Below are 19873 nucleotides of genomic sequence, written 5' to 3'. Positions count from 1 at the left end.
CTTATTGGACTTGGCCGAGGTATTGAGTGAGCCTCTCCTTGTTCATGGCGATGGTGGCATTCATGCCTTCGACATGCTTCTTAGCTTCTTCCAAGTTGGTTGCCTTACCTACCTGAATTACCCCAACCATACCCAGCGGCAGATGTGGGTCGCACTGGTATACGTAGACACCTTCCTGGTTCAAAGTGACAGTCACCTTTTCTCCCATGCTGCCATTCCAGGTAGCGCCCTCGGCAGGGGACAAAACTGAGTGAGTGTTGTGGGCCGCATCAGTGGGCAGGAAGGTGACAGAATCGCCCGGTGCTACTGCGAGAAATGCCGGTTCAAAAGTCATCATGCCGTCCTTGCCCTGGTTCAGCATCTTAACTTCGTGATCCGCAGCCAGGGCGGAGGTCGAGGCCATGGCGAGCGCCAGAATCGCGCCGCGAAGAGTAATAGACGACATACTTACTTCCTGTTCGATGGTTAGTCAGTGTTGTTCAGCGCCTCCCCATTAGTGGGTAGAGGCAGCGGCGGATGTTATCTCGGAGGGGGCTGGGTGAATTGATCTAGATCAATCGCGTAGATAGACCAATTAGAAGGAGAAGATGCCAATAGAAGGGATCCGTGTAGGAGAGTCATTTTAGACTGCTGAGCACCACCCGCCTCGGCCGGATAAGGGGTAAACTGTGCGCCGATCAATTCTGTGACTTTTCGGGAGAGTGCTTTGGCCACAAAACGTAAAACTGCCTACGTGTGTAATGAATGCGGCGCTGACTACACCAAATGGGCAGGGCAGTGTAGTGCTTGTGGCACTTGGAATAGCCTATCGGAAGTACGCCTGGGACCGGATCACAAGGACAGTCGCGCCGCGAATTTTACCGATGCACAAAGTGGTTACGCCGGTTCCGCTGGTGCTGGCAAAGTACAAAAACTATCGGAAATCGACCTCAGTGAATTGCCGCGTATTCCCACTACGGCCTCGGAACTGGATCGAGTGCTAGGCGGCGGGCTGGTGCCTGGCTCCGTCGTATTGATCGGCGGCCATCCCGGTGCGGGTAAATCCACTGTTTTACTCCAGACCCTGTGCCATCTCGCGACTTCAATGCCGGCGCTATACATCACCGGCGAGGAATCTCTCCAGCAGGTTGCTATGCGCGCTAAGCGCTTGGGGCTGCCCACGGAGTCTCTGCAATTGCTCAGTGAAACCGATGTGGAGCGTATTTGCCTGGCGGCCAAGGAAGTGAATCCTCGGGTTATGGTAGTGGACTCGATCCAGGTGATGCACATGAGCGATGTGCAATCGGCACCGGGCTCTGTGGCACAGGTGCGCGAGAGTGCGGCCTACCTGACCCGCTTTGCCAAGCAGACCGGCACGGCGCTGATCCTGGTGGGGCATGTCACCAAAGATGGCAGTCTCGCGGGCCCCAAGGTGCTGGAACATATTATCGACTGCTCCATTCTCCTCGAAGGCACCCACGACTCCCGCTTCCGCACACTGCGAGCGCATAAAAATCGCTTTGGGGCCGTCAATGAACTCGGCGTGTTTGCCATGACAGAGCAGGGCCTGAAAGAGGTATCCAATCCCTCAGCCATTTTCCTGCAAAGGGCCGAGGAGATCGCAGCCGGTTCTGTGGTGACTTCGGTGTGGGAGGGCACCCGGCCGCTGTTGGTAGAGTTGCAGGCCCTGGTGGACGATAGCAGTCTCGGCAACCCCCGCCGGGTAGCGGTGGGCCTCGACCAGAACCGCTTGAACATGCTGCTCGCTGTGTTGCATCGCCACGGTGGGGTCTTGGTGGGGGACCAGGATGTCTTTATCAATGTGGTCGGCGGGGTAAAGGTGATGGAAACCAGCGCCGACCTGACACTCTTATTGGCGGTAGTCTCCAGTTTCCGCAACCGTGTCCTGCCCCGGGATCTGGTGGTATTCGGGGAAGTGGGGCTGTCAGGCGAGATTCGCCCGGTGCCCTCGGGCCAGGAGCGTTTGCGCGAGGCCGCCAAACACGGTTTCCGCAAAGCCATTGTGCCTGCAGCCAACCGCCTGAAGAACGATATCGAGGGAATGGAAATGCACTCGGTCAAAACCCTGGCGGAAGCGCTGGCAGTAATTGATATGAGCTGACAGCCCAGCCGGGGACGGCTGTTTTGACAGGGGAATACCTTGCGTATTCCCCTGGAGAAGTGAGCTTTCAGAGCCTCCTGCGCTAGGGGCGCCTAGTTGCACCCTTGCGCCGGTTGTTACCGGGGCCCCGACGAAAATCCTCTGACGGAGTGCCCTTGTAACAGCGCGGGATAATGGGCCAGTCCTCTGTTAGAAAATAGGCATAGGTGCCCTTGGGGAATTCCGGGGTGCGAACCATTCTGCCGTTGCACTCATCCAATGTGCCGGAGCCAGCCACATAGTGGTAATCATCCACAAAGGTACCATCGTAGTAGCCACCGGGTTCTTTACTGCCCTTGGGGCGTTTCCCGGGTTTCACCTGATAACTTGAAGTCATTGCCGCAATCCCGGATTTCGGTTCCCAACCATCGGCATAGGCGTACAGGGCATAAATGGGGAATCCATCGGCAGCCCAGCCAATCAGTGGCGAATGCCTTTCCTTCGATACCCCCAGGCGCTGTAATAAACCGGTGGGAATTCCGTGATAGTGATAGGCACCATTGGGCTGAACATGGGCGTAGTTATCGTCTACACCCAGCTGAATCGCGCCGGATAGGGCTTCGTAGCGCCAGCGTCCCCGATTGCCCAGGTACCATTCCGCAGCACTGGGGTCGAAAGGCACTCCGTTCAGTCCGATACCAAAATTCTGCAACGGAACCGGTGTAGATTGAGCGGCAATTTGGGGGATAGCCGGAACTCGGAAACGGTAGCGCTGCACCTCGATTTCATGGGGATTGCCGCGATTGGGGAAGGTACCAGTCTTATGCTCGGAAATACCGTTGGCCTCAATAACGCGCCAGGGTCCCTGGATACTGATACTCACTTCACTAAAGGTAATCGGCGCTTCGGTAGCAGGGACAGTGTGCTGCAGACCATCGGATTGCACTACTGTGTGTTTGCGAGCGGTGTGGCGCCCACCAGTGGCGCCCCCTCCTGTAGAGCGCGCAGTCGGTTTGCGCTCGGGAACACAAGCTAGGCCATGTGATTGGGGGTGGTTGCGGCAGCGACCACTGGCTCGGCCATTGGGCAGTTCCATTGAGCAGCTGGCGCCACTGGACAGGTTTCGACAAGCCTCCAGGGCGCTATCGGGTACGTGAGCCAGCGAGAGAGGCGCAATACTGCAAAGCCCCACAAATAACCACTTCTTCATAATGACATCTCAAGATTTACAGTACCGCTGGCCGGTTGCGATTTATTGGGAGTTACTGTTCTTCATCTTCCATGGGGCGAGGGCCGCCTTTGCCCTTGCCGCCGGCAGGTACACAGACCAGCTGCTCAATCTGCGGGGGCATACGGCAGGTGCCCTCCAATGTGCCTCTGGGTGTCTCGACAGTGCAGGCGTCTCCTTCAGCCAAGCTGCTGCAGGCATCAATCGCTTCCTGCGGAGGCTGGCGCGGCTGTGCAGATACATTTGTGGCCAGTAAGAGGGCTGCTACTGGGATAAATATTTTTTTCATCGTGTTCTCCTGTCGTAGGCACTTTGAGGGGAGTCCCTGGAGCCTCAACTTTGCTCATTGGGTTTTGACAGAGGTTATTGCTGTCGCCCGAAACTATAGACTCGGGAAATGGCGATTACCGCTCAGCGAAGGGCTGGCTTCTCGAATTGGCCTGGGACTGCCATCGAAAATAGTCGAGGAATGAGTAAGTAATGTGGATCACTTGTAAAGAAGTGTGGGGCTGGAGAGCTCACTTTACGACTAATGATCCAGAGATCTGACAGGCTCTAATTGATCAGTGGTGGAGGTGGGAATTAGGGGATGAGTAAGTAGGAAAGGCTGGGTATTTAATCAGTCGTGGCACAAGCTAAAATCTGGCTTGTTTCACGACTGATTCTGTATTTTTCTGAAGGGGCTTTAACTTTCAGTTTCCAGTGCAGCTTTCGCCGCAGCTTCACTCAACAACCTGCGGCGAACTTTCATTGGAGTGGTACCAAACCAGCGGTCGCAGGCCCGGTTAAATGAGCTCTGCTCCCGATACCCCAGCATATTGGAAATCTGGGCCATAGGTGGCAACTTTCTACTGAGGTAATGTTCTGCGCGTTCGCGGCGAATACGGTCGAGAATATCCTCAAACACCAATTCCCGATCTCGCAACCTGCGCTGCAGGGTGCGCTTGTGCATCCCCAGCTGATTGGCGACTTCCTGCAAACTGCAGCGCTTTAGCGGCATCAGGCAATAGATCAGCTGTTCTACCTGGTGAATCAGGTTTGACTCACCTTGTTCCAGTACTTTGTCGATATAAGACTTTAATAGAGGCCTTAAAACCGGGTTGCACTTCTCGGTCGGTTGGGCTAACTGGCCGCTACTTAGAATCAAGGTGTCGCTATTTTGTAAAAACTGTACATTTGTACCAAAAAAGTTTTCATATTGGTCGTGGAGCGGCTGTTTGGACTTTAAATGAACCGCCTCCAGATTGAACTTTTCACCACATAATATTTGTAGTGCGACAACAGAAACCCCAAGGAGAAATTCCCGGAATAGCTCGAGAGGTAATGGAGAGTCCGAAGGTATATAACTTTCTAAATCATTTAAACAATGAAAAGTTATAAACGTTTGGAGCCCTTTTACTTCCAATTCAACTCGCAGGTTATAAGGAGGGGCGGCGAATTGCTTTACGGCAGCATTGAGGAATTCCCCGAGGGTCAACGACTGCAATACTGCTGCTCCAAGAGAACTGAGGGCGGCAGCCCCCTGGCTTTTTGCCAGTCTCAGTCCGAAATCCGCGCAATTGAGTTGTCGTGCGGCCTTTTCAACAAGGTCAGTCACTTTACTCAACGGGAGATACCCCTCGAGTTTTTCAACCTGCTCGGGGTTAATACCGGCGCTATTAAGCAGTGTTTCCGGGCAGCCGTTTAGCTGGGATACTTGGTCATAAAAGCCGGTTAACAGCTTAGCTCTTATTTGTTGGGTCAATTTCTTCCAAATCCTTCCAAGAACCCAGCCTGATTTAATTATTAGGCGTGCCGGGTCGCAACTTCTATTTGAGCGGAAATATTCAACTGATAGGCGCGCCCGATAATTTTAGGAATCTACAAATAAATGCAAATTCCAGGATTACACATTCCTGGGCATTGTCTGACGGATTTGCAAAACCGTCATATTGGCGAATGCCTGTTTTATTTCGAATTCCTGATATGTATTGTGCGCTATGGATAACTGTTACTGCACTAACTACCACAAAGTGCACACGACTCATCCTGAGAAAATAATATATGAGATTAAAACAAGGCAGCCGAAACTGGCGCAATCCGCCTATCAGTCTCCGCTAAGTATTATTTCAAGGCCTATATTACTTGTTTTTTTTTGTGGATTCGAAGGGCTTTTGGCTTTTGCTTATAATCAAAATGTCACCTAATGAAAAAAAATACCAATTAAAGTTAATACATTGAAACTTTATTCCCTTATGACAGCAAAAAAATTTTTTTGTTTTATGGTGACTCCATATCTGGGAATAATAATTTTTTCTTAATTTATCCACTTTTTTACCCCTGCCTAAAGCTATCTTGAATGACTGGTGATTTCAGGAACGCTTTAACACTTTTTGGGTAGTTACCAGCGGATATAAATGACCAGTTCAAATGTACGGTCATTTTGGGGAGACAAAAAAGCCCGCATAAGCGGGCTCTAGGATTACTGATTAATCAGTGGATTAGCCACCATAGTAGGTAGCTGCACCGGGGCCGACGGGCAGTCCCAGGGCAAAAACCCAGATGAAGAACAGGGCTGTCCATCCGATAAAGAAGAAGATGGAATAGGGGATCATAGTGGCGATCAATGTACCCATGCCCAAGTCTTTCTTATAGCGCGCAGCAAAAGTAATGATCAGGCCAAAGTAACTCATCATCGGCGTGATAACGTTGGTCACAGAGTCACCGATACGGTAGGCCGCCTGGATTACTTCCGGGGCGTAGCCCAGCAGCATCAGCATGGGTACAAAAATGGGAGCTGTCACTGCCCACTGAGCAGAGGCACTGCCCAGCATTAAGTTCACAAAGCCACACATCATGATGAAGAACAGGAACAGTAGTGGCCCAGTGAGGCCGATGCTTTGTAGCGCATCAGCACCTAAAACGGCAAAAATGGTGCCCAGGTTGGTGATCTTAAAGAAGGCGACAAACTGCGCAGCAAAGAACACCAGGACAATGTACATCCCCATACTGTTCATGCTCTTGGCCATGGCATCAATGACATCTCGGTCATTCTTCATGGTGCCGACAACCTTACCGTAAACAAATCCCGGGATAGCGAAGAACACCAGGATCAGTGAGACGATACCTTTTAGGAACGGAGAGCCCGCGACCAAGCCTGTCTCGGGATTACGTAAAACACCCCACTCAGGCACCACCGTCAAAGCGAGTACTGCAGATACGCCCAAAACAGCCAAACCTGCGTACTTAAGGCCGCGCTTCTCGGCGTCGGTCAGGGTGCCAACTTTGTCTTGAGTCAGGTCGACAGATGCTTCACTGGGATCATATTTACCCAGCTTGGGTTCTACGATCTTCATGGTCACCCAGCTACCAACCCCGGTGATCAGGAAGGTACTGACAATCATAAAGAACCAGTTTACTTCCGGGCCCACGGAGTAGGTCGGGTCGATCATATGGGCTGCTGATTCTGTGATCCCCGATAGCAGCGGGTCCACCGTTCCCAGCAGCAAGTTAGCACTGTAGCCGCCAGAGACACCGGCAAACGCGGCGGCCAGGCCAGCGATAGGGTGTCGACCGAGGGAGTGGAAAATCATTGCGGCTAATGGGATCAGTACCACGTAGCCCAATTCAGAGGCGGTATTAGAGATGATACCGGCAAAAACCACTATGACAGTGACTGTGCGTTTGGAAGCCTGGAGTACCAGGCCGCGAACAGCGGCACTTAACAGGCCGGAGTGCTCGGCAATCGCAACCCCCAATAGAGCCACCAAAACTGTCCCCAGAGGAGCAAATCCGGTGAAATTCTTAACCAGACTGGTAACGATCATCCTGAGGCCATCGCCACTCATAAGGTTGAAAACCTCAATAACGCCATCTGGCGCTCGGCCAGCAGCGCCAACCGGGCGGGGGTCGGGGACAGACAGGCCAAAGTAAGAAGCGATACCACTAATGACTATCACGCTAACGGCGAATAGTGCGAACAGTGTGATTGGGTGGGGGAGAAGGTTGCCGAGCCATTCCACTGCATCTAAGAAGCGGATAAAGGCTGTCTTGCGCCCTGGGGGACTGTCCTGCCGATCACTCGGGGAGGTTGTTGTGGTCATTGTTGGTCCTCAGTCGTTACTGCAAGCGACCCTAATTGCCTCTGGGCCGCCTTGTAGCCGAAGGGTTGGCTGAAAAATGTGCTAAAGCCGAGATCATACACAAAACTACTTCAGCTAAGAATGCCCAGAGAGAAATGTTGCTCCTAGGCGGTAGGCCAAAGAGCTATCAGGCGACCCGGATAGGTAAAAGATCTATGATGAAAGATGTGCTGTTATGGCGCTTGTTACAGTGGGGCAAATCTTTCTGATTGCGGTCTCTGATGACTGGATATGCCATAATCCCAATACTATGTAGTCAATTCAGCGGTGAAAATAATGAAGATTGGAATTTTAAAAACCGATGATGTGCGCAAAGAGCTTGTCGGCGAATTTGGGGAGTACCCGGAGATGTTTGCCGACTTGTTGCGCGACCAGGACTCCAATTTGGAGTTTAACACCTACGAAGTCCAGCACGGCCAGTATCCCGACCATATAGATGAAGTAGATGCTTACCTGATTACCGGTAGCAAGACAGGCGTTTATGACGACAAACCCTGGATTGCGCCCTTAATGGATTTTGTACGCAAGTTACATGGTGAGAAAAAGCCGACCATTGGTATTTGCTTTGGTCACCAGTTAATTGCCCAGGCACTGGGAGGCCGGGCTCGTAAGTCAGATAAGGGCTGGGGGCTGGGGGTGCACACCTACGAAATGCAGGAGACGCCTAGCTGGATGTCTGAACCCGCCCCCAACTTTAGTCTCTTAGTAACGCATCAGGATCAGGTGGATCAGCTGCCGCTTGGTGGGCGAGTACTGGCTTCCAGTGAGTTCTGCCCAATGGCAATGGTGCAGGTGGATGATCATATGCTTAGCTTCCAGGCGCATCCGGAATTCACTAAGCCCTACTCGAATAGCTTAATGGAGCTTCGACGGCAGGCTTTTGGTGAAGCTGTGGTTGATAAAGGGCAGGAGTCGCTCAAGAACGATATCCATGAAAATGCAGTTGCCAGATGGATGTTGGAGTTTTTACGTAAGTAGTATTACGCCAGCTAAACTTTAAGGTGGGGTAGCCCACCTTTTTATACTTGGTTCTCCTCATACAAATATTTGATTAATACTCAATAGACTAAATTCGATGGCTGATGTTGGCATTCCCTTTCAAGTAGAAATGGCTTGTTGTTTATTAGTTTATTTCGTTTTCTTCATATTATGAGGAATATATAAGCGTTAAATATTCAGCTTTCACAGTTAGCTTTTTCGTACCACTTTCTGAATCTGTCATTCGTCTTATTTGCTTTAATGGCGTTTTAATTTTTTTCTTTATTGAGCGTGTGCATGGTCTCTATAACGCATATCAGACTTTTGTTTGATTTTTATTAAAACCCTTTAAGGTTTTGTTGTTTTTGAGAACTGATTTGCAATTTTTATGTGTGTTTTTTATTTGCAAAGTTGAGAATGAGTTTTCTCGGGATGCTTATCTCGATGTACCAGATTGCGTCCCAGTTATTTAAATAAAGATAATTTCTGGGGGTTTTATGGTTTCTATATGTAAAGTTAAGAAGGGGTTCTCTAAAAGCCTGTTGGCGATCTCTATTGGTGCCACTCTTTCGATAAGCTCAATTGTTCTGGCAGACAATACGACGGGTACGATTAGGGGGACTGTGTTAAATACTGAAAAAGCAGACAAAGTAAGAATTACAGATATTGCTCGAGGTATTTCCAAGGATGTTTCTATAGGTAATGGAGGCGAGTTCAGAGTGGGGAGCTTGCCGCCTGGAGAGTACCAGCTAGAACTTCATTCAGATGGTCAAATTACGGAATCTCGTTCAGTATCGGTGAGTTTGGGGGGGACTATTAATATTGCTCTTGGCGATACTTATGAAATGGAGGAAGTTATTGTTCAAGGGCAGAGAATTTCTCAGTTGGATACAGGGATTGCCGAATCAGGTTTGGTTATTTCATCAGATGAAATTGTTGAGCTTCCTGTAGCTCGAAATTTAGATTCTGTAACGCTTTTAGCGCCAAGTGTTTCCAGAGGCGATCGTACCTTTGATGAGTTTGGTGGTGGGACTAGTTTTGCTGGAGCATCAATTGCAGAAAATGTCAGTTATATTAACGGATTAAATACTACTAATTTTAGAAACGGATTGGGTTACTCTACAGTTCCATTTGAATTTTACGATAATATACAGATAAAAACTGGTGGCTATTCAGCCAAATTTGGCCGCTCTACGGGTGGGGTAATGAACGCCACTACCAAGAGTGGTTCTAATGAATTTAAATTTGGTAATAGTTTTTATTTTGATGAGGAGACTGAAACCGCTCCAAATACCTTCGTTTACGATAATGATCAGGATGAACTAAATGCCCGGGAGGCAAATATTTATGCTTCAGGGCCAATCATAGAAGATAGGTTGTTCTTTTATGCTCTCTATAGTGGTGTTTTAAAAAACAAAGAATACTATGGGATGACCAGTGGTCGTGGCTATAAAGAGGAAACCGAATCAGATTTTTGGGGAGTAAAAATAGATGGCTATATTACTGAAGATCATCGAATAGAGCTTACCGCCTTTAGTGATGAAAGAGATATTGTAGAAGGCATTTATAACTATGATTCCGACACAGAGCAAACAGGCGAATATATCGGAGATATTGTTTATGGAAGGGGAGGTTTTAATTGGATAGCTTCCTACATCGGGAATTTAAATGATAATATGACTTTAAGTATTTCCTATGGCGAAAACACACAGGACCGAAGTGAAATACCGGAAAATAAAGATGCTTCTACTGTTTATTGGTATAACCCGGGTCGAGTATCAATCGGTGAATGGGTTGGATCGACAGTGGAAGTTGGTGAAGATACACGGGAAATGTTCCGTGTAGATTTTTCTTGGGCTATTAATGATCACTTTGTTGAAGTTGGTATTGATAATGAGGCAAATAGTCTTACAGAAAATACCACATATTCAGGAGGAGAGGTGTGGAGGCTCTATCCAGAGCTAGGGCGGGCTCGCAACCTTATTTATGAAAATGTGGGCAGCTTTGAAACAGAGTCTACAGCTTTTTATTTGCAGGATACCTGGCAGATAACAGATGACTGGTCTGTTCAGTTGGGTTTACGGAATGAGACTTTTACCAATAAAAATGCTGCTGGAGAGAAATTTATTGATGTGAGTGATCAGTGGGCACCTCGATTTTCTACTGTGTGGGACCCAACTGGCGAAGGAAAGCAAAAGGTATTTGCAAATTTTGGCCTTTATTACCTTCCTGTGGCTTCAAATACGAATGTAAGACTTGCGGGTACAGAATTATATACCACTGAGTGGTTCGACTGGGATGGTTCTTGCCTGAATAATGACGCAACTCCGTGTAACTTAGGTGAATCTGACGGTCTTGGCTACTATGCTGATGGGAGCTTAAAGGACACCGAAAGTGTTGTAGATAAGAATATTGATCCAATGTATCAGTCTGAGTATATTCTTGGCTACGAATATATTATGGATAGTGGTATTCAGCTGGGTGTACGTGGTATTTATCGCAATTTGGAAGTCGCGTTGGAAGACTTGGCAATTGATGCTGCGGTAATTGACTACTATAACTCGTCAGGTACTTGGGATGCATCCAAAGTTGATGGAGCAAGTGTCGAAGATATATTTGGAGGCTTCCATCAGTACGTATTGACTAACCCCGGCAACAATATGCGGATTTATATCCCTGAACAGGGTGAATATATCAATTTATCGGCAGCTCAATTAAGGTATCCAGAAGCGAAGCGACAATATGGTGCAGTTGAATTTACGTTCAAGCGCCCATTTGATGGCAGGTGGTCATTAGATGCCTCGTATACTTGGGGGCATAGCTGGGGTAATAATGAAGGTTACGTTCGCTCAGATAATGGGCAAACAGATTCAGGTTTAACAACTAACTTTGATCAACCGGGATTGATACAAGGTGGGTATGGTAACTTGCCAAATGATCGCAGGCACACGGTAAAGGCATTTGGTACTTACAGCTTTGATATGGGATTGAGATTAGGGACTAATTTTATGTGGCAAACGGGTCGCCCAAAAAATTGCTTTGGAATGCATCCCACTGATGTTTTTGCCCAAGCATATGGATCTGAATCTTTTTATTGTCAAGGGGAGCTCAATTCACGGGGTAGTTTGGGAAGAACCGATGATTACTGGAACCTTGACTTAAATGCGCAATACCCGATTGAGCTTGCCGACAATCAGAGGTTGTTGGTTAGTTTGGATGTTTTTAATGTATTTAATGATGATGCTGTTTTAGAAGTAGAGGAACAAGGTGATCTTGATGGGACATCAGAGCCATATGAATACTTTGGGCGTGCTTATTATTATCAAACTCCTCGCAGTATTCGCTTAGGTTTTAGATATGATTTTAACTAGATTTGATTTTTAACTTAATGTTTATTAAGTCCAGGCAAGTAAAAACTTGCCTGGACTTATATGGTTTAATCTTTGGTTGTTTGTCTGTGCTATAAGCTTTATTCTTTTTAATTTACCCCAAAGAAAAAATCTTCTTCCAGCATAATAATTCGAACTCTAATTGGCTCTTCGATTTGAAATAATCTACGAGCGGATTCATCAATTTGAATGGCAAGACTTTGTAGGACCTGATGAGTCCTGTTGGGTTGCCTTTTGCATAATATTTCAATATAGCAGCCTGCAGGAACTGCTAAGGTGGCAGGTATGATCACAACAGCAGTATCTTCTTCTACATCAAGCTCCCGGTTTAGTAGCTCTGTTAAAAAGGATGGGGTTGAATCTGGAGATAGCTTAGACTCATCAAGATAAATTTTGCAGCTGGCCATACTTGGTTTCCGGTTTGAATTAGTTAAATTGGTGTCTGTCCTAAAGTGTATTTGTCATAAGTTTGTCTTGGTTGGTCATTCTTTAAGGTTTAATTTTAGCTTTTAATAAAGAGAAGTGGTTGAATAATGTAGTTGATCATAGTTTTCATAGTAGAGGGTTTTAATGTCTGTAACTCAAAATCTTTTAGTTGCCTGTGCATTTATATAGCGATATTTTATATGTGAAAAGTGGGTGGTGGTTTGTGGTTGGTCGATCAATGAGATTGATGTGTCGATTTGGAGGAAGCTCAATTATCAGCGAAATGTATTGCGAAATACGCAATGCGTAAATAATTTATAATTCGGCTTTGTCGGGGGTTAAAGATATCTGTTACTCAAATTTAGTATAAAAAATAAATATGCTGTGATTTAGAGTGTTCTATCGCTGAGTTAATTTCCCATATCGTTGTATAGGTCTGTCAAACCGGAAAGAAATTTTCAGTTGTCGAGAAGTATAGCTTATCTAAGGAAGGCGGCTAATGTACTGGTCATACGGGTAAGATTCATGCAAGCGTGAAGTATGCAGACTAGTCGGTTTTCTTTTTAAAGCTAAGATTTTTGGTGGCAAAGGCTTGTAATAAGACAAGGGTACTTCTGTCCGGCAATTATATTCCTATGCGGCTTAATACAAACTTAATATCAATATGTGCGACATCGATATACCTTGCTTCTTATTAGGTAATCCTAGTAGGGAAGTCATGAATGAATTGATATCGGTGACATCAGGGGGGCTAAGCACGCTTGTAATGAGTAGATTAAAAGTGTGAAATGATTGTTATTTGTCGAGAAATGAAGTATAGACTTTAATTGACTCCTCAATGTAAAAAATTTAAATTTAACAAATCTAATTTGGGGCGGTTAGTTTACAATAATTTGCAAAAACAGAGATTTAATTCTTTACCTGCCTTGCAGGTTGACTAATAGGTTTACTGCATTGTCAACGCCTTTTTCTCATACTACTCGAGCTATTGCCTCAGACTCTATCCGCGCTTTGGTTGTTGCTACCTCGTTAGGATTTTTAATTCTGATTGCTTGGTTAATTTGGTTTTTTACGAAAGATATCACCATCTATAGCGTAAGTGACGATGCGCGGTTGGAGCAGGAGCAAAACACAATTCATGTGAGTACCCAGAGGATTGGTCGTGTGATCACCGTTGATGCTGAACTAGGTGATACCCTTGAGGCTGGGGATACCCTGGTACAACTTGATACGTCCGTACTTGACTTGAGTTTAAAGGGCGATACCAAAGTATCTGAAAGCTTGAAGGACCAACTTGGCTCAGTTCAGCGAGAGCGACGGTTACTAGATAAAAAATTTGGCGAAGATGAAAAATCCCTTAGCGATCAGTTGAAGCTTCTGGAGCAAAGGTACCAACTTCAGGTTAGCAATCAAAAAATTCAAGCGGAGGTTGCTGATCGCTATGAGCGATTACTGGAGAAACAGCAAAGTTCAGAGTTGGATTATTTAGCCGCAAAGCGTGCCTACCAGCAAATGGCAATGGCGACACTTAAACTACAAGCGGATATTCGCGCTTTGGAGGATCGAAGAGCACAGTTAATCAGTGAATATAAGTTGGAAGTGAGTAGCTTAACGCAACGAAATCAAGATATAGATGGCAAGCTTGCAGAAGTAGATACCCGTATCCAGCAAGGCCACCTGGCAGTGAATGAGCAAAAATTGCGGACACCAATTGCCGGAAAACTCGCCGCCCTTGCAGAAATTAGGGAGGGCGAGGTTCTTGCGGCAGGTCAGCAAATAGCGACTATTCAGGCAGAGGGCCTTATCTCGGTTCAGGCATTTTTTCCTCCGGCATTAGCTCTGGGACATATCCAGCCCGGACAGAAGGCCCAAGTAAAACTGGATGGATTTTCCTGGGCCCGTTATGGGCAATTGGAGGCCCGAGTAGAACGGGTCGCTAGTGCCGTCCAGCAAGGCAAAGTTCTTGTACAGCTATCCTTACAAGGTGAAGCACCGCCCCATCTCCCTTTACTGCATGATTTACCGGCCAGGGTAGAAATTGCCACAGGCAAGAAAACACCATACCAACTGCTTCTACAAAGGACGGGTGAGATACTCTCGGGCAAAGCTCCCGCAGAGACAGTGGAAGAGGGAGCGTAACAGTGGAAAGCAAAAGACGCTGGTTAGTTCCAGAGGTAGTTCAGACCTCTAATATGGACTGTGGTCCGGCTTCCCTGAAGTGTCTGCTCGAAGGTTTTGGTGTAAATACACACTACGGCCATTTGCGCGATGCCTGCCAGACTGATGTAGATGGAACCTCGATAAATACCCTGGAAAAAATTGCGGTAGAGCTTGGGCTAGAAGCTGCCCAGATGGTGGTTCCCGTGGATCATCTCTTATTGAGCTCCACCGGCTACTTGCCGGGATTGGTTGTGGTACGGCTACCAAACGGTAACACTCATTTTGTCGTGGCCTGGAAAAATCATCGCGGTATTGTGCAGGTGATGGATCCCGCCAGTGGTAGGCGCTGGCCCAGCGCGCGTCGTTTTTTGGATGAGTTGCATGTTCATACCGCACGGGTGCCCCCTCAGGGCTGGAGAAACTGGGCAGGTGGTAATGATTTTATTGCCCCGCTGAAAGAGCGTATTGCTCAGTTAAAGGTTGGCAATAAAGAGGCCGCCACGCTCTGTGAAAAAGCGCTAAAGGATGAGAGTTGGCTCTCGTTGGCATTTCTCGATGCATCTGTTCGAATGCTCACCTCATTGGTTACGTCCGGGGCGATAAAGCGCGGAACTGAGATCAGTGGTATGTTGCAGCGGCTGTCTGTTGAATTTACTACAGATACCACCCAAGCATTTTCTTTAGTACCAGAGAATTACTGGTGTGCTCGACCGTCCCGTCCCCGTGGAAGTGAGCCTGCAGAGACAATTGAACTGTCGCCGGAGCAGTTGGAGTTTAGTGGCGCGGTCATAGTGAGCGTAAAAGGGGTTCGCGATGTCAGTGAAGTTAAACCGAAATCGGAAGCGCTATCCAGGGCTTTGCGGGAGCCACCGGTTCAACCTCTCAGGCAGCTCTGGGGGTTGATGCGCGAAGATGGATTGATTGCGCCACTCACTATAGTTATTGCTATGCTCGGAGCGGTATTGGGGCTGATGTTCGAAGCCTTGCTTTTCCGTGGCCTGATTGATATCCACAGCGAGTTAGCGACAGAGATACAGCGAGCAGGCACGATTGCATTGCTGTTGTTCTTTATGATCACATTAATGCTTTTGCAGTTTCCCGCAGGAAAAGTCCAAATGGTGGTCGGGCGCCGTTTGGAAAATCGTTTCCGCATACGGTTTTTAGCGGCCCTACCCAAAATACCTGATCATTTCTTTCAGAGCCGTCCCACCTCTGATACAGCCGAACGCTCACATCGTATTGCCGCCTTGAGAGATTTGCCTGTTCTCGGAACGAGTCTCATTTTTAAAATTTTCTCCCTGTTCGCCACTGCACTCGGAATAATCTGGCTTGCTCCAGCTGCCGCTCCTTTGGTGCTAGTCATGTCGGTATTGCAAGTCGCTGTACCCTTGATGTTCCATCCAGTACTCACTGATTACAGTATGAGAGTACAAACTCATGCGGGAGCCCTGGCTCGCTTCTATATGGATGCGCTGCTGGGAGTTATTCCAATCCGTGCGCACGGCGCCGGTGAGTCTGTTCGGCGTGAGCATGAAAACCTGCTCACTGAATGGATAAGGGCTGGATACTCATCACTGAGTTTTCAGCTCAATAGCCAGGCGGTACAGCTGTTGATTAATTGTACCCTCAGTAGTGTATTGGTGATTTATTGTGTTAATGCACGAGGGGCAAGCCCCGATCTGCTTTTATTGATTTATTGGGTATTGGCACTGCCGCCGCTGGGTGAAGATATTGCGGGACTGATGCGAAGTTATCCACGGCAACGGAATTTTTTACTGAGAGCCCTCGAACCGCTGCAAGCAGTCACTGAAACAGACACAGATAAAAGTTCCGCTGATAGTGTGGAATTTTCCCCGGCAAAACCGGTGGGTATCAAGTTTGAGAATGTCACCGTTAATGCCAGCGGTCGTACTATTCTCGACAAGGTAAATCTGGAAATCAGCCCCGGTGAGCAAATTGCTGTGGTCGGAGCATCCGGCGCCGGCAAGTCGAGCCTTGCCGGATTATTGCTGGGGTGGCACAAACCCGCCAGTGGCCGTGTGATGCTCAATGGTGGAGAGTTGAAGGGAGAGTTACTGCATCGTTTTCGCCTTCACTGTGCCTGGGTTGATCCCGCAATTCAGCTGTGGAATAGCAGCCTTCTGGAAAACTTGAGTTACGGCAATAAGCCCGGAGCTCCCCTTTACCCCATTTTACAGCAAGCGGATTTACTCAAGCTGGTAGCAGCGTTACCGGAGGGGCTGCAAAGCCCGTTAGGCGAAAGTGGTGCCCTGGTCAGTGGTGGTGAAGGGCAGCGCGTACGTCTGGGGCGCGCACTTGGCCGCGAGGAAACTGCTTGTGTGATTCTGGATGAACCGTTCAGGGGGCTTGATCGCCAACAGCGGCAGCGCCTGATGAACCGGGTGCGGGAGGTTTGGCAGGGGGTCACCCTGATCTGTATTACCCACGATATCAGTGAAACCCGGGACTTTCCTCGTGTTTTGGTCGTGGACGAGGGTTGCATTATTGAAGATGGTAATCCCAGTGAGCTTCAAACCCAGGGCGACACGCGCTATGCGCAGCTACTGGCAGCTGAAAGCAGTCTCTGGCAAGAGTGTTGGCAGAGTAGCAGTTGGCGTCACTTGCGCATGGCCAGCGGTCAATTGACAGAAGTACAAGGAGTTCCTGGGGCGACACCGGCCTCCCGGTTTACGGAGGTTGCCAGTGAGTAGTAAAGAATTAATGTCCTATTGCTGGCCAGTGTCGCAGCTGGAGGCCGCCTTACAAGCGTTGGCAAAATACAGCGGCTTGGAGCCTGAAGTAGCGGAGCACAAATCCCTTGGAAGCACCCTGGAGTTGAATGCCAGGTTGCAGGCAGGTGCTGAAGCTTTGGACTTGCAAGTGGAGCAGGTGAGTTGTAGCTACCCAGAGCTGGAAACCATGCTGTTGGGAGCCGCCCCGGCGCTATTGCGGGTTCGCTTTCCCGAGGGGGAATATTTTATCGCACTGTGTGGTGGCAGGGGGCATAAGTTACAGCTGCTCACACCGGCACTGCACCTGGAGAAAGTTTGCCTAGAGCTGGTTATTCAGCAGCTGGCTCGCGAGCTTGAAGGGCCCCAGCGCGAGCGTATCGAACAGTTGCTGGATAGTGCAGACATTCAAGGGCGTCGGCGCAAGAAAGCCATGACCGCCCTACTGCGAGAAAACCTTGCCGGCGTACGCTTGGATGATTTCTGGTTGTTGCGTCAATCCTCTCATCGGTCTTTCCGCTTACAGCTTCGCCAGCGTGGGCTGTATTGGCGCTTTGCCGCCATGCTTGCCTGTCACAGTGCCCAGATGGCTATTTTTCTGTGCAGCTGGTGGGTGATAGGTAGGGCTGTGCTCGAGGGCCATATTGATACCGGCTGGCTATCTGCCTGGGTGTTGTTGTTGGTGACTCAGGTTCCCCTATCCCTGCTCACAGCCCGGCTGCGCGGTGTGGTCTCCGTTGAGACCGGCGCACTTCTGAAACAGCGATTGCTCGCCAGCGCGTTGCGCGTCATTCCCAGTCGTATTCGCCATATGGGTTCGGGTCAGGTATTGGGCAGGGTTTACGATGCGGAGAATATAGAAGCCAGTGCATTACAGGGTGCCTTTTTATTATTGCTCGGTGTTGTAGAGCTGTTAATTGCAGCCTCAATTTTGCTGATGGGAGCTGGTGGTCTTATCTATGCAGCAATTTTGCCCCTATTTTTAGTGGTTGCATTTTTCCTGGGGCGAGCACAGTACTACGGCCGCAAAGAGTGGACAGCACAGCGCCTGTCTATGACCCATCGCTTGATTGAGAAAATGATCGGCCACCGCACCCGGCTCGCGCAGCAGGCACCCGGCGAGTGGCACCAGGGTGAAGACAGTGAGTTAAATGACTACCTGGAGAGTTCCTCTCGCATGGATAACACCATGGTGCGTTTACAGGCTTTTTTGCCACGCCTATGGTTACTTTTGGGGATAGTGGGGCTGGCCCCAATATTTATTAGCGACAGTGCCAATAGCACCCAACTCGCAATTGCCTTTGGAGGCATGTTGTTGGGGTATCGCGCAGTTTTAAAGTGTATGAATGGTTTTACCAGCGCCTTAAGTGCCGCAATTTCCTGGGAAAAAGTACGTGAACTGTTTTCCCTGGAAGATCGCCACTTAAGGGGCAGTGCGGGTTTGGCAATGGCCGCGTCGGCCGGCCAGCAGGATTCCTCGCAGCCGCTGTGTTATTTACGCGATATCCGTTTCACCTACGAGGGAAAAGATCAAGCAGTGTTGGCGGGATGCAACCTCAGCATTTATCCCGGCGACCGGCTTTTACTACAGGGCACTTCTGGTTCAGGGAAGTCCACATTGGCGAATGTTCTCACCGGCATCCAGAAACCGGATGATGGCCTGTTGCTGCTCAATGGCTACGACCGCGCAAGTATCGGTGCTGAACCTTGGCGCAGGATGGTCGCATCAGCTCCCCAGTTTCATGAAAATCATGTGTTGGGAGATTCATTTCTTTTTAATTTATTGATGGGATACCAGTGGCCACCTCGCCAGGAGAGTCTGCGCAAGGCTTATGCAATTTGTGATGAGTTGGGATTGACCCCGCTATTGGAAAAAATGCCGGCGGGGATTTTACAAACGGTGGGCGAGATGGGGTGGAGGTTGTCCCATGGTGAGATGAGCCGTTTATTTATCGCCCGTGCGCTTTTGCAAAATGCTGAGTTAGTGGTGCTGGACGAGAGTTTTGCGGCACTCGATCCGGAGAATCTGCAGATGGCGATAGCCTGTGTGCAAAAAAATGCAAAAACCCTGATGGTGATTGCCCACCCATAAAGTAGTAAATTTTTCATGGGAATCATTTGTTTCCCGATTTACTTAAACAGTTAAAGGAAGGGGATGTTTTATGTACCTTGAAACTGATATACAAGCTGGACATCATATTAAAATTAGTCAGATTCCCCAGAGCTAGATCATTAGCCTGAACTAGACATCTCGAAAACAGGTGTGTTGCAAAAGGCAGGGTTAGGTGTATAACAAAATTGAAACTCAGGCGTTTGTTCGTGCAGCCTTAACTCCAGGAGCATAAGTAAAGATTGCCATGGAGTATTTTACATCACGCTTGAATAAATAATCTCTCTGGTTTTTATTAAATAGATTGATTCGGCACTTGAAAAGATTTTATGAAGTTGAAACTTTGTAATCTATCTATAAGGCTTTCATCTCCTGTTTGCCCTGTGAGGACAAGTGAGATTAATTGCTCGACTAAATAGATTATCTCAAAGTATATCTGAGTTCACACTTTGTTATGCGCAGCATGATGAACCTTTAGCATCAAATTACCTAACTTATGTCGGTGAGAGTGGCGTAATGGCTCAACTAAAATAGGCACCCCGTCCGTTGATAACTATCCATTCTGACTTCTTGTCTCACTTGGCTTTCTTGCATTAGAGTTATTTTTCTGGGTGCTAAGTTGCTATTAGATAAGGTTATTCTGCAAGTACTC

At 48.3% G+C, this 19873-nt stretch carries 12 protein-coding genes; 6 read left to right on the top strand and 6 right to left on the bottom strand.

What is annotated here, in order from left to right:
* Position 1: 1 nt before the first annotated feature.
* Positions 2-445, bottom strand: coding sequence for a pseudoazurin (locus tag ACJJI8_RS03150; RefSeq protein WP_444934237.1), 444 nt, complete (start codon positions 443-445; stop codon positions 2-4).
* A gap of 261 nt (positions 446-706) precedes the next feature.
* Between ACJJI8_RS03150 and radA the strand changes: the two genes are divergently transcribed.
* Positions 707-2101 (top strand): DNA repair protein RadA, encoded by a 1395-nt coding sequence (gene radA, locus ACJJI8_RS03145; protein WP_444934236.1) that lies wholly within the window; start codon positions 707-709, stop codon positions 2099-2101.
* An 82-nt stretch (positions 2102-2183) separates the two neighbouring features.
* Here radA and ACJJI8_RS03140 read toward each other — a convergent pair whose 3' ends face one another.
* The 4 genes from ACJJI8_RS03140 to ACJJI8_RS03125 form a co-directional block, all read right to left on the bottom strand.
* A complete protein-coding gene (locus tag ACJJI8_RS03140; RefSeq protein WP_444934235.1) occupies positions 2184-3290 on the bottom strand; it encodes a YHYH protein in 1107 nt (368 codons plus the stop codon).
* A 52-nt stretch (positions 3291-3342) separates the two neighbouring features.
* Positions 3343-3597, bottom strand: a complete 255-nt coding sequence (locus tag ACJJI8_RS03135; protein WP_413663408.1) for a hypothetical protein — start codon at positions 3595-3597, stop codon at positions 3343-3345.
* 396 nt (positions 3598-3993) lie between these two features.
* A complete protein-coding gene (locus tag ACJJI8_RS03130; protein ID WP_444934234.1) occupies positions 3994-5052 on the bottom strand; it encodes an AraC family transcriptional regulator in 1059 nt (352 codons plus the stop codon).
* 736 nt (positions 5053-5788) lie between these two features.
* Complete coding sequence (locus ACJJI8_RS03125; RefSeq protein WP_444896033.1) at positions 5789-7390, bottom strand: AbgT family transporter; 1602 nt, start codon at positions 7388-7390, stop codon at positions 5789-5791.
* Between the two features lie 315 nt (positions 7391-7705).
* Here ACJJI8_RS03125 and ACJJI8_RS03120 point away from each other — a divergent pair, with 315 nt between their 5' ends.
* Positions 7706-8407: a glutamine amidotransferase-related protein gene (locus tag ACJJI8_RS03120; protein ID WP_444907202.1), complete on the top strand. Its 702-nt coding sequence runs from the start codon at positions 7706-7708 to the stop codon at positions 8405-8407.
* Positions 8408-8904: 497 nt separating this feature from the next.
* Positions 8905-11778, top strand: a complete 2874-nt coding sequence (locus ACJJI8_RS03115) for a TonB-dependent receptor (RefSeq protein WP_444934233.1) — start codon at positions 8905-8907, stop codon at positions 11776-11778.
* Between the two features lie 107 nt (positions 11779-11885).
* On the opposite strand, the gene ACJJI8_RS03110 is transcribed toward ACJJI8_RS03115, so the two are convergent.
* Positions 11886-12203 carry a hypothetical protein gene (locus tag ACJJI8_RS03110; protein ID WP_444934232.1) on the bottom strand — a complete coding sequence of 106 codons (318 nt, stop codon included), beginning with the start codon at positions 12201-12203 and terminating at the stop codon, positions 11886-11888.
* Between the two features lie 973 nt (positions 12204-13176).
* Here ACJJI8_RS03110 and ACJJI8_RS03105 point away from each other — a divergent pair.
* Genes ACJJI8_RS03105 through ACJJI8_RS03095 form a run of 3 tightly spaced genes read left to right on the top strand, consistent with a single transcriptional unit; the run spans position 13177 to position 19203 of the window.
* Positions 13177-14361, top strand: a complete 1185-nt coding sequence (locus ACJJI8_RS03105) for an HlyD family secretion protein (RefSeq protein WP_444934231.1) — start codon at positions 13177-13179, stop codon at positions 14359-14361.
* 2 nt (positions 14362-14363) lie between these two features.
* Positions 14364-17093 (top strand): ATP-binding cassette domain-containing protein, encoded by a 2730-nt coding sequence (locus tag ACJJI8_RS03100; RefSeq protein WP_444934230.1) that lies wholly within the window; start codon positions 14364-14366, stop codon positions 17091-17093.
* Positions 17086-19203, top strand: a complete 2118-nt coding sequence (locus ACJJI8_RS03095) for an ATP-binding cassette domain-containing protein (RefSeq protein WP_444934229.1) — start codon at positions 17086-17088, stop codon at positions 19201-19203. Before ACJJI8_RS03100 ends, ACJJI8_RS03095 begins: the two co-directional genes overlap by 8 nt.
* The last annotated feature ends 670 nt before the right edge of the window (positions 19204-19873 follow it).

This window comes from Microbulbifer maximicatervae (SeqCode), assembly GCF_052467695.1.
Note: the sequence above shows the minus strand (reverse complement) of the source record. Positions and strands in the feature narration are given on the sequence as shown.

Excerpts from the sequence above, each read along its gene's own strand:
- ACJJI8_RS03150 (WP_444934237.1), bottom strand. The coding sequence starts at position 445 with ATGTCGTCTATTACTCTTCGCGGCGCGATTCTGGCGCTCGCCATGGCC.
- ACJJI8_RS03140 (WP_444934235.1), bottom strand. The coding sequence starts at position 3,290 with ATGAAGAAGTGGTTATTTGTGGGGCTTTGCAGTATTGCGCCTCTCTCG.
- ACJJI8_RS03135 (WP_413663408.1), bottom strand. The coding sequence starts at position 3,597 with ATGAAAAAAATATTTATCCCAGTAGCAGCCCTCTTACTGGCCACAAAT.
- ACJJI8_RS03125 (WP_444896033.1), bottom strand. The coding sequence starts at position 7,390 with ATGACCACAACAACCTCCCCGAGTGATCGGCAGGACAGTCCCCCAGGG.
- ACJJI8_RS03120 (WP_444907202.1), top strand. The coding sequence starts at position 7,706 with ATGAAGATTGGAATTTTAAAAACCGATGATGTGCGCAAAGAGCTTGTC.
- ACJJI8_RS03115 (WP_444934233.1), top strand. The coding sequence starts at position 8,905 with ATGGTTTCTATATGTAAAGTTAAGAAGGGGTTCTCTAAAAGCCTGTTG.
- ACJJI8_RS03110 (WP_444934232.1), bottom strand. The coding sequence starts at position 12,203 with ATGGCCAGCTGCAAAATTTATCTTGATGAGTCTAAGCTATCTCCAGAT.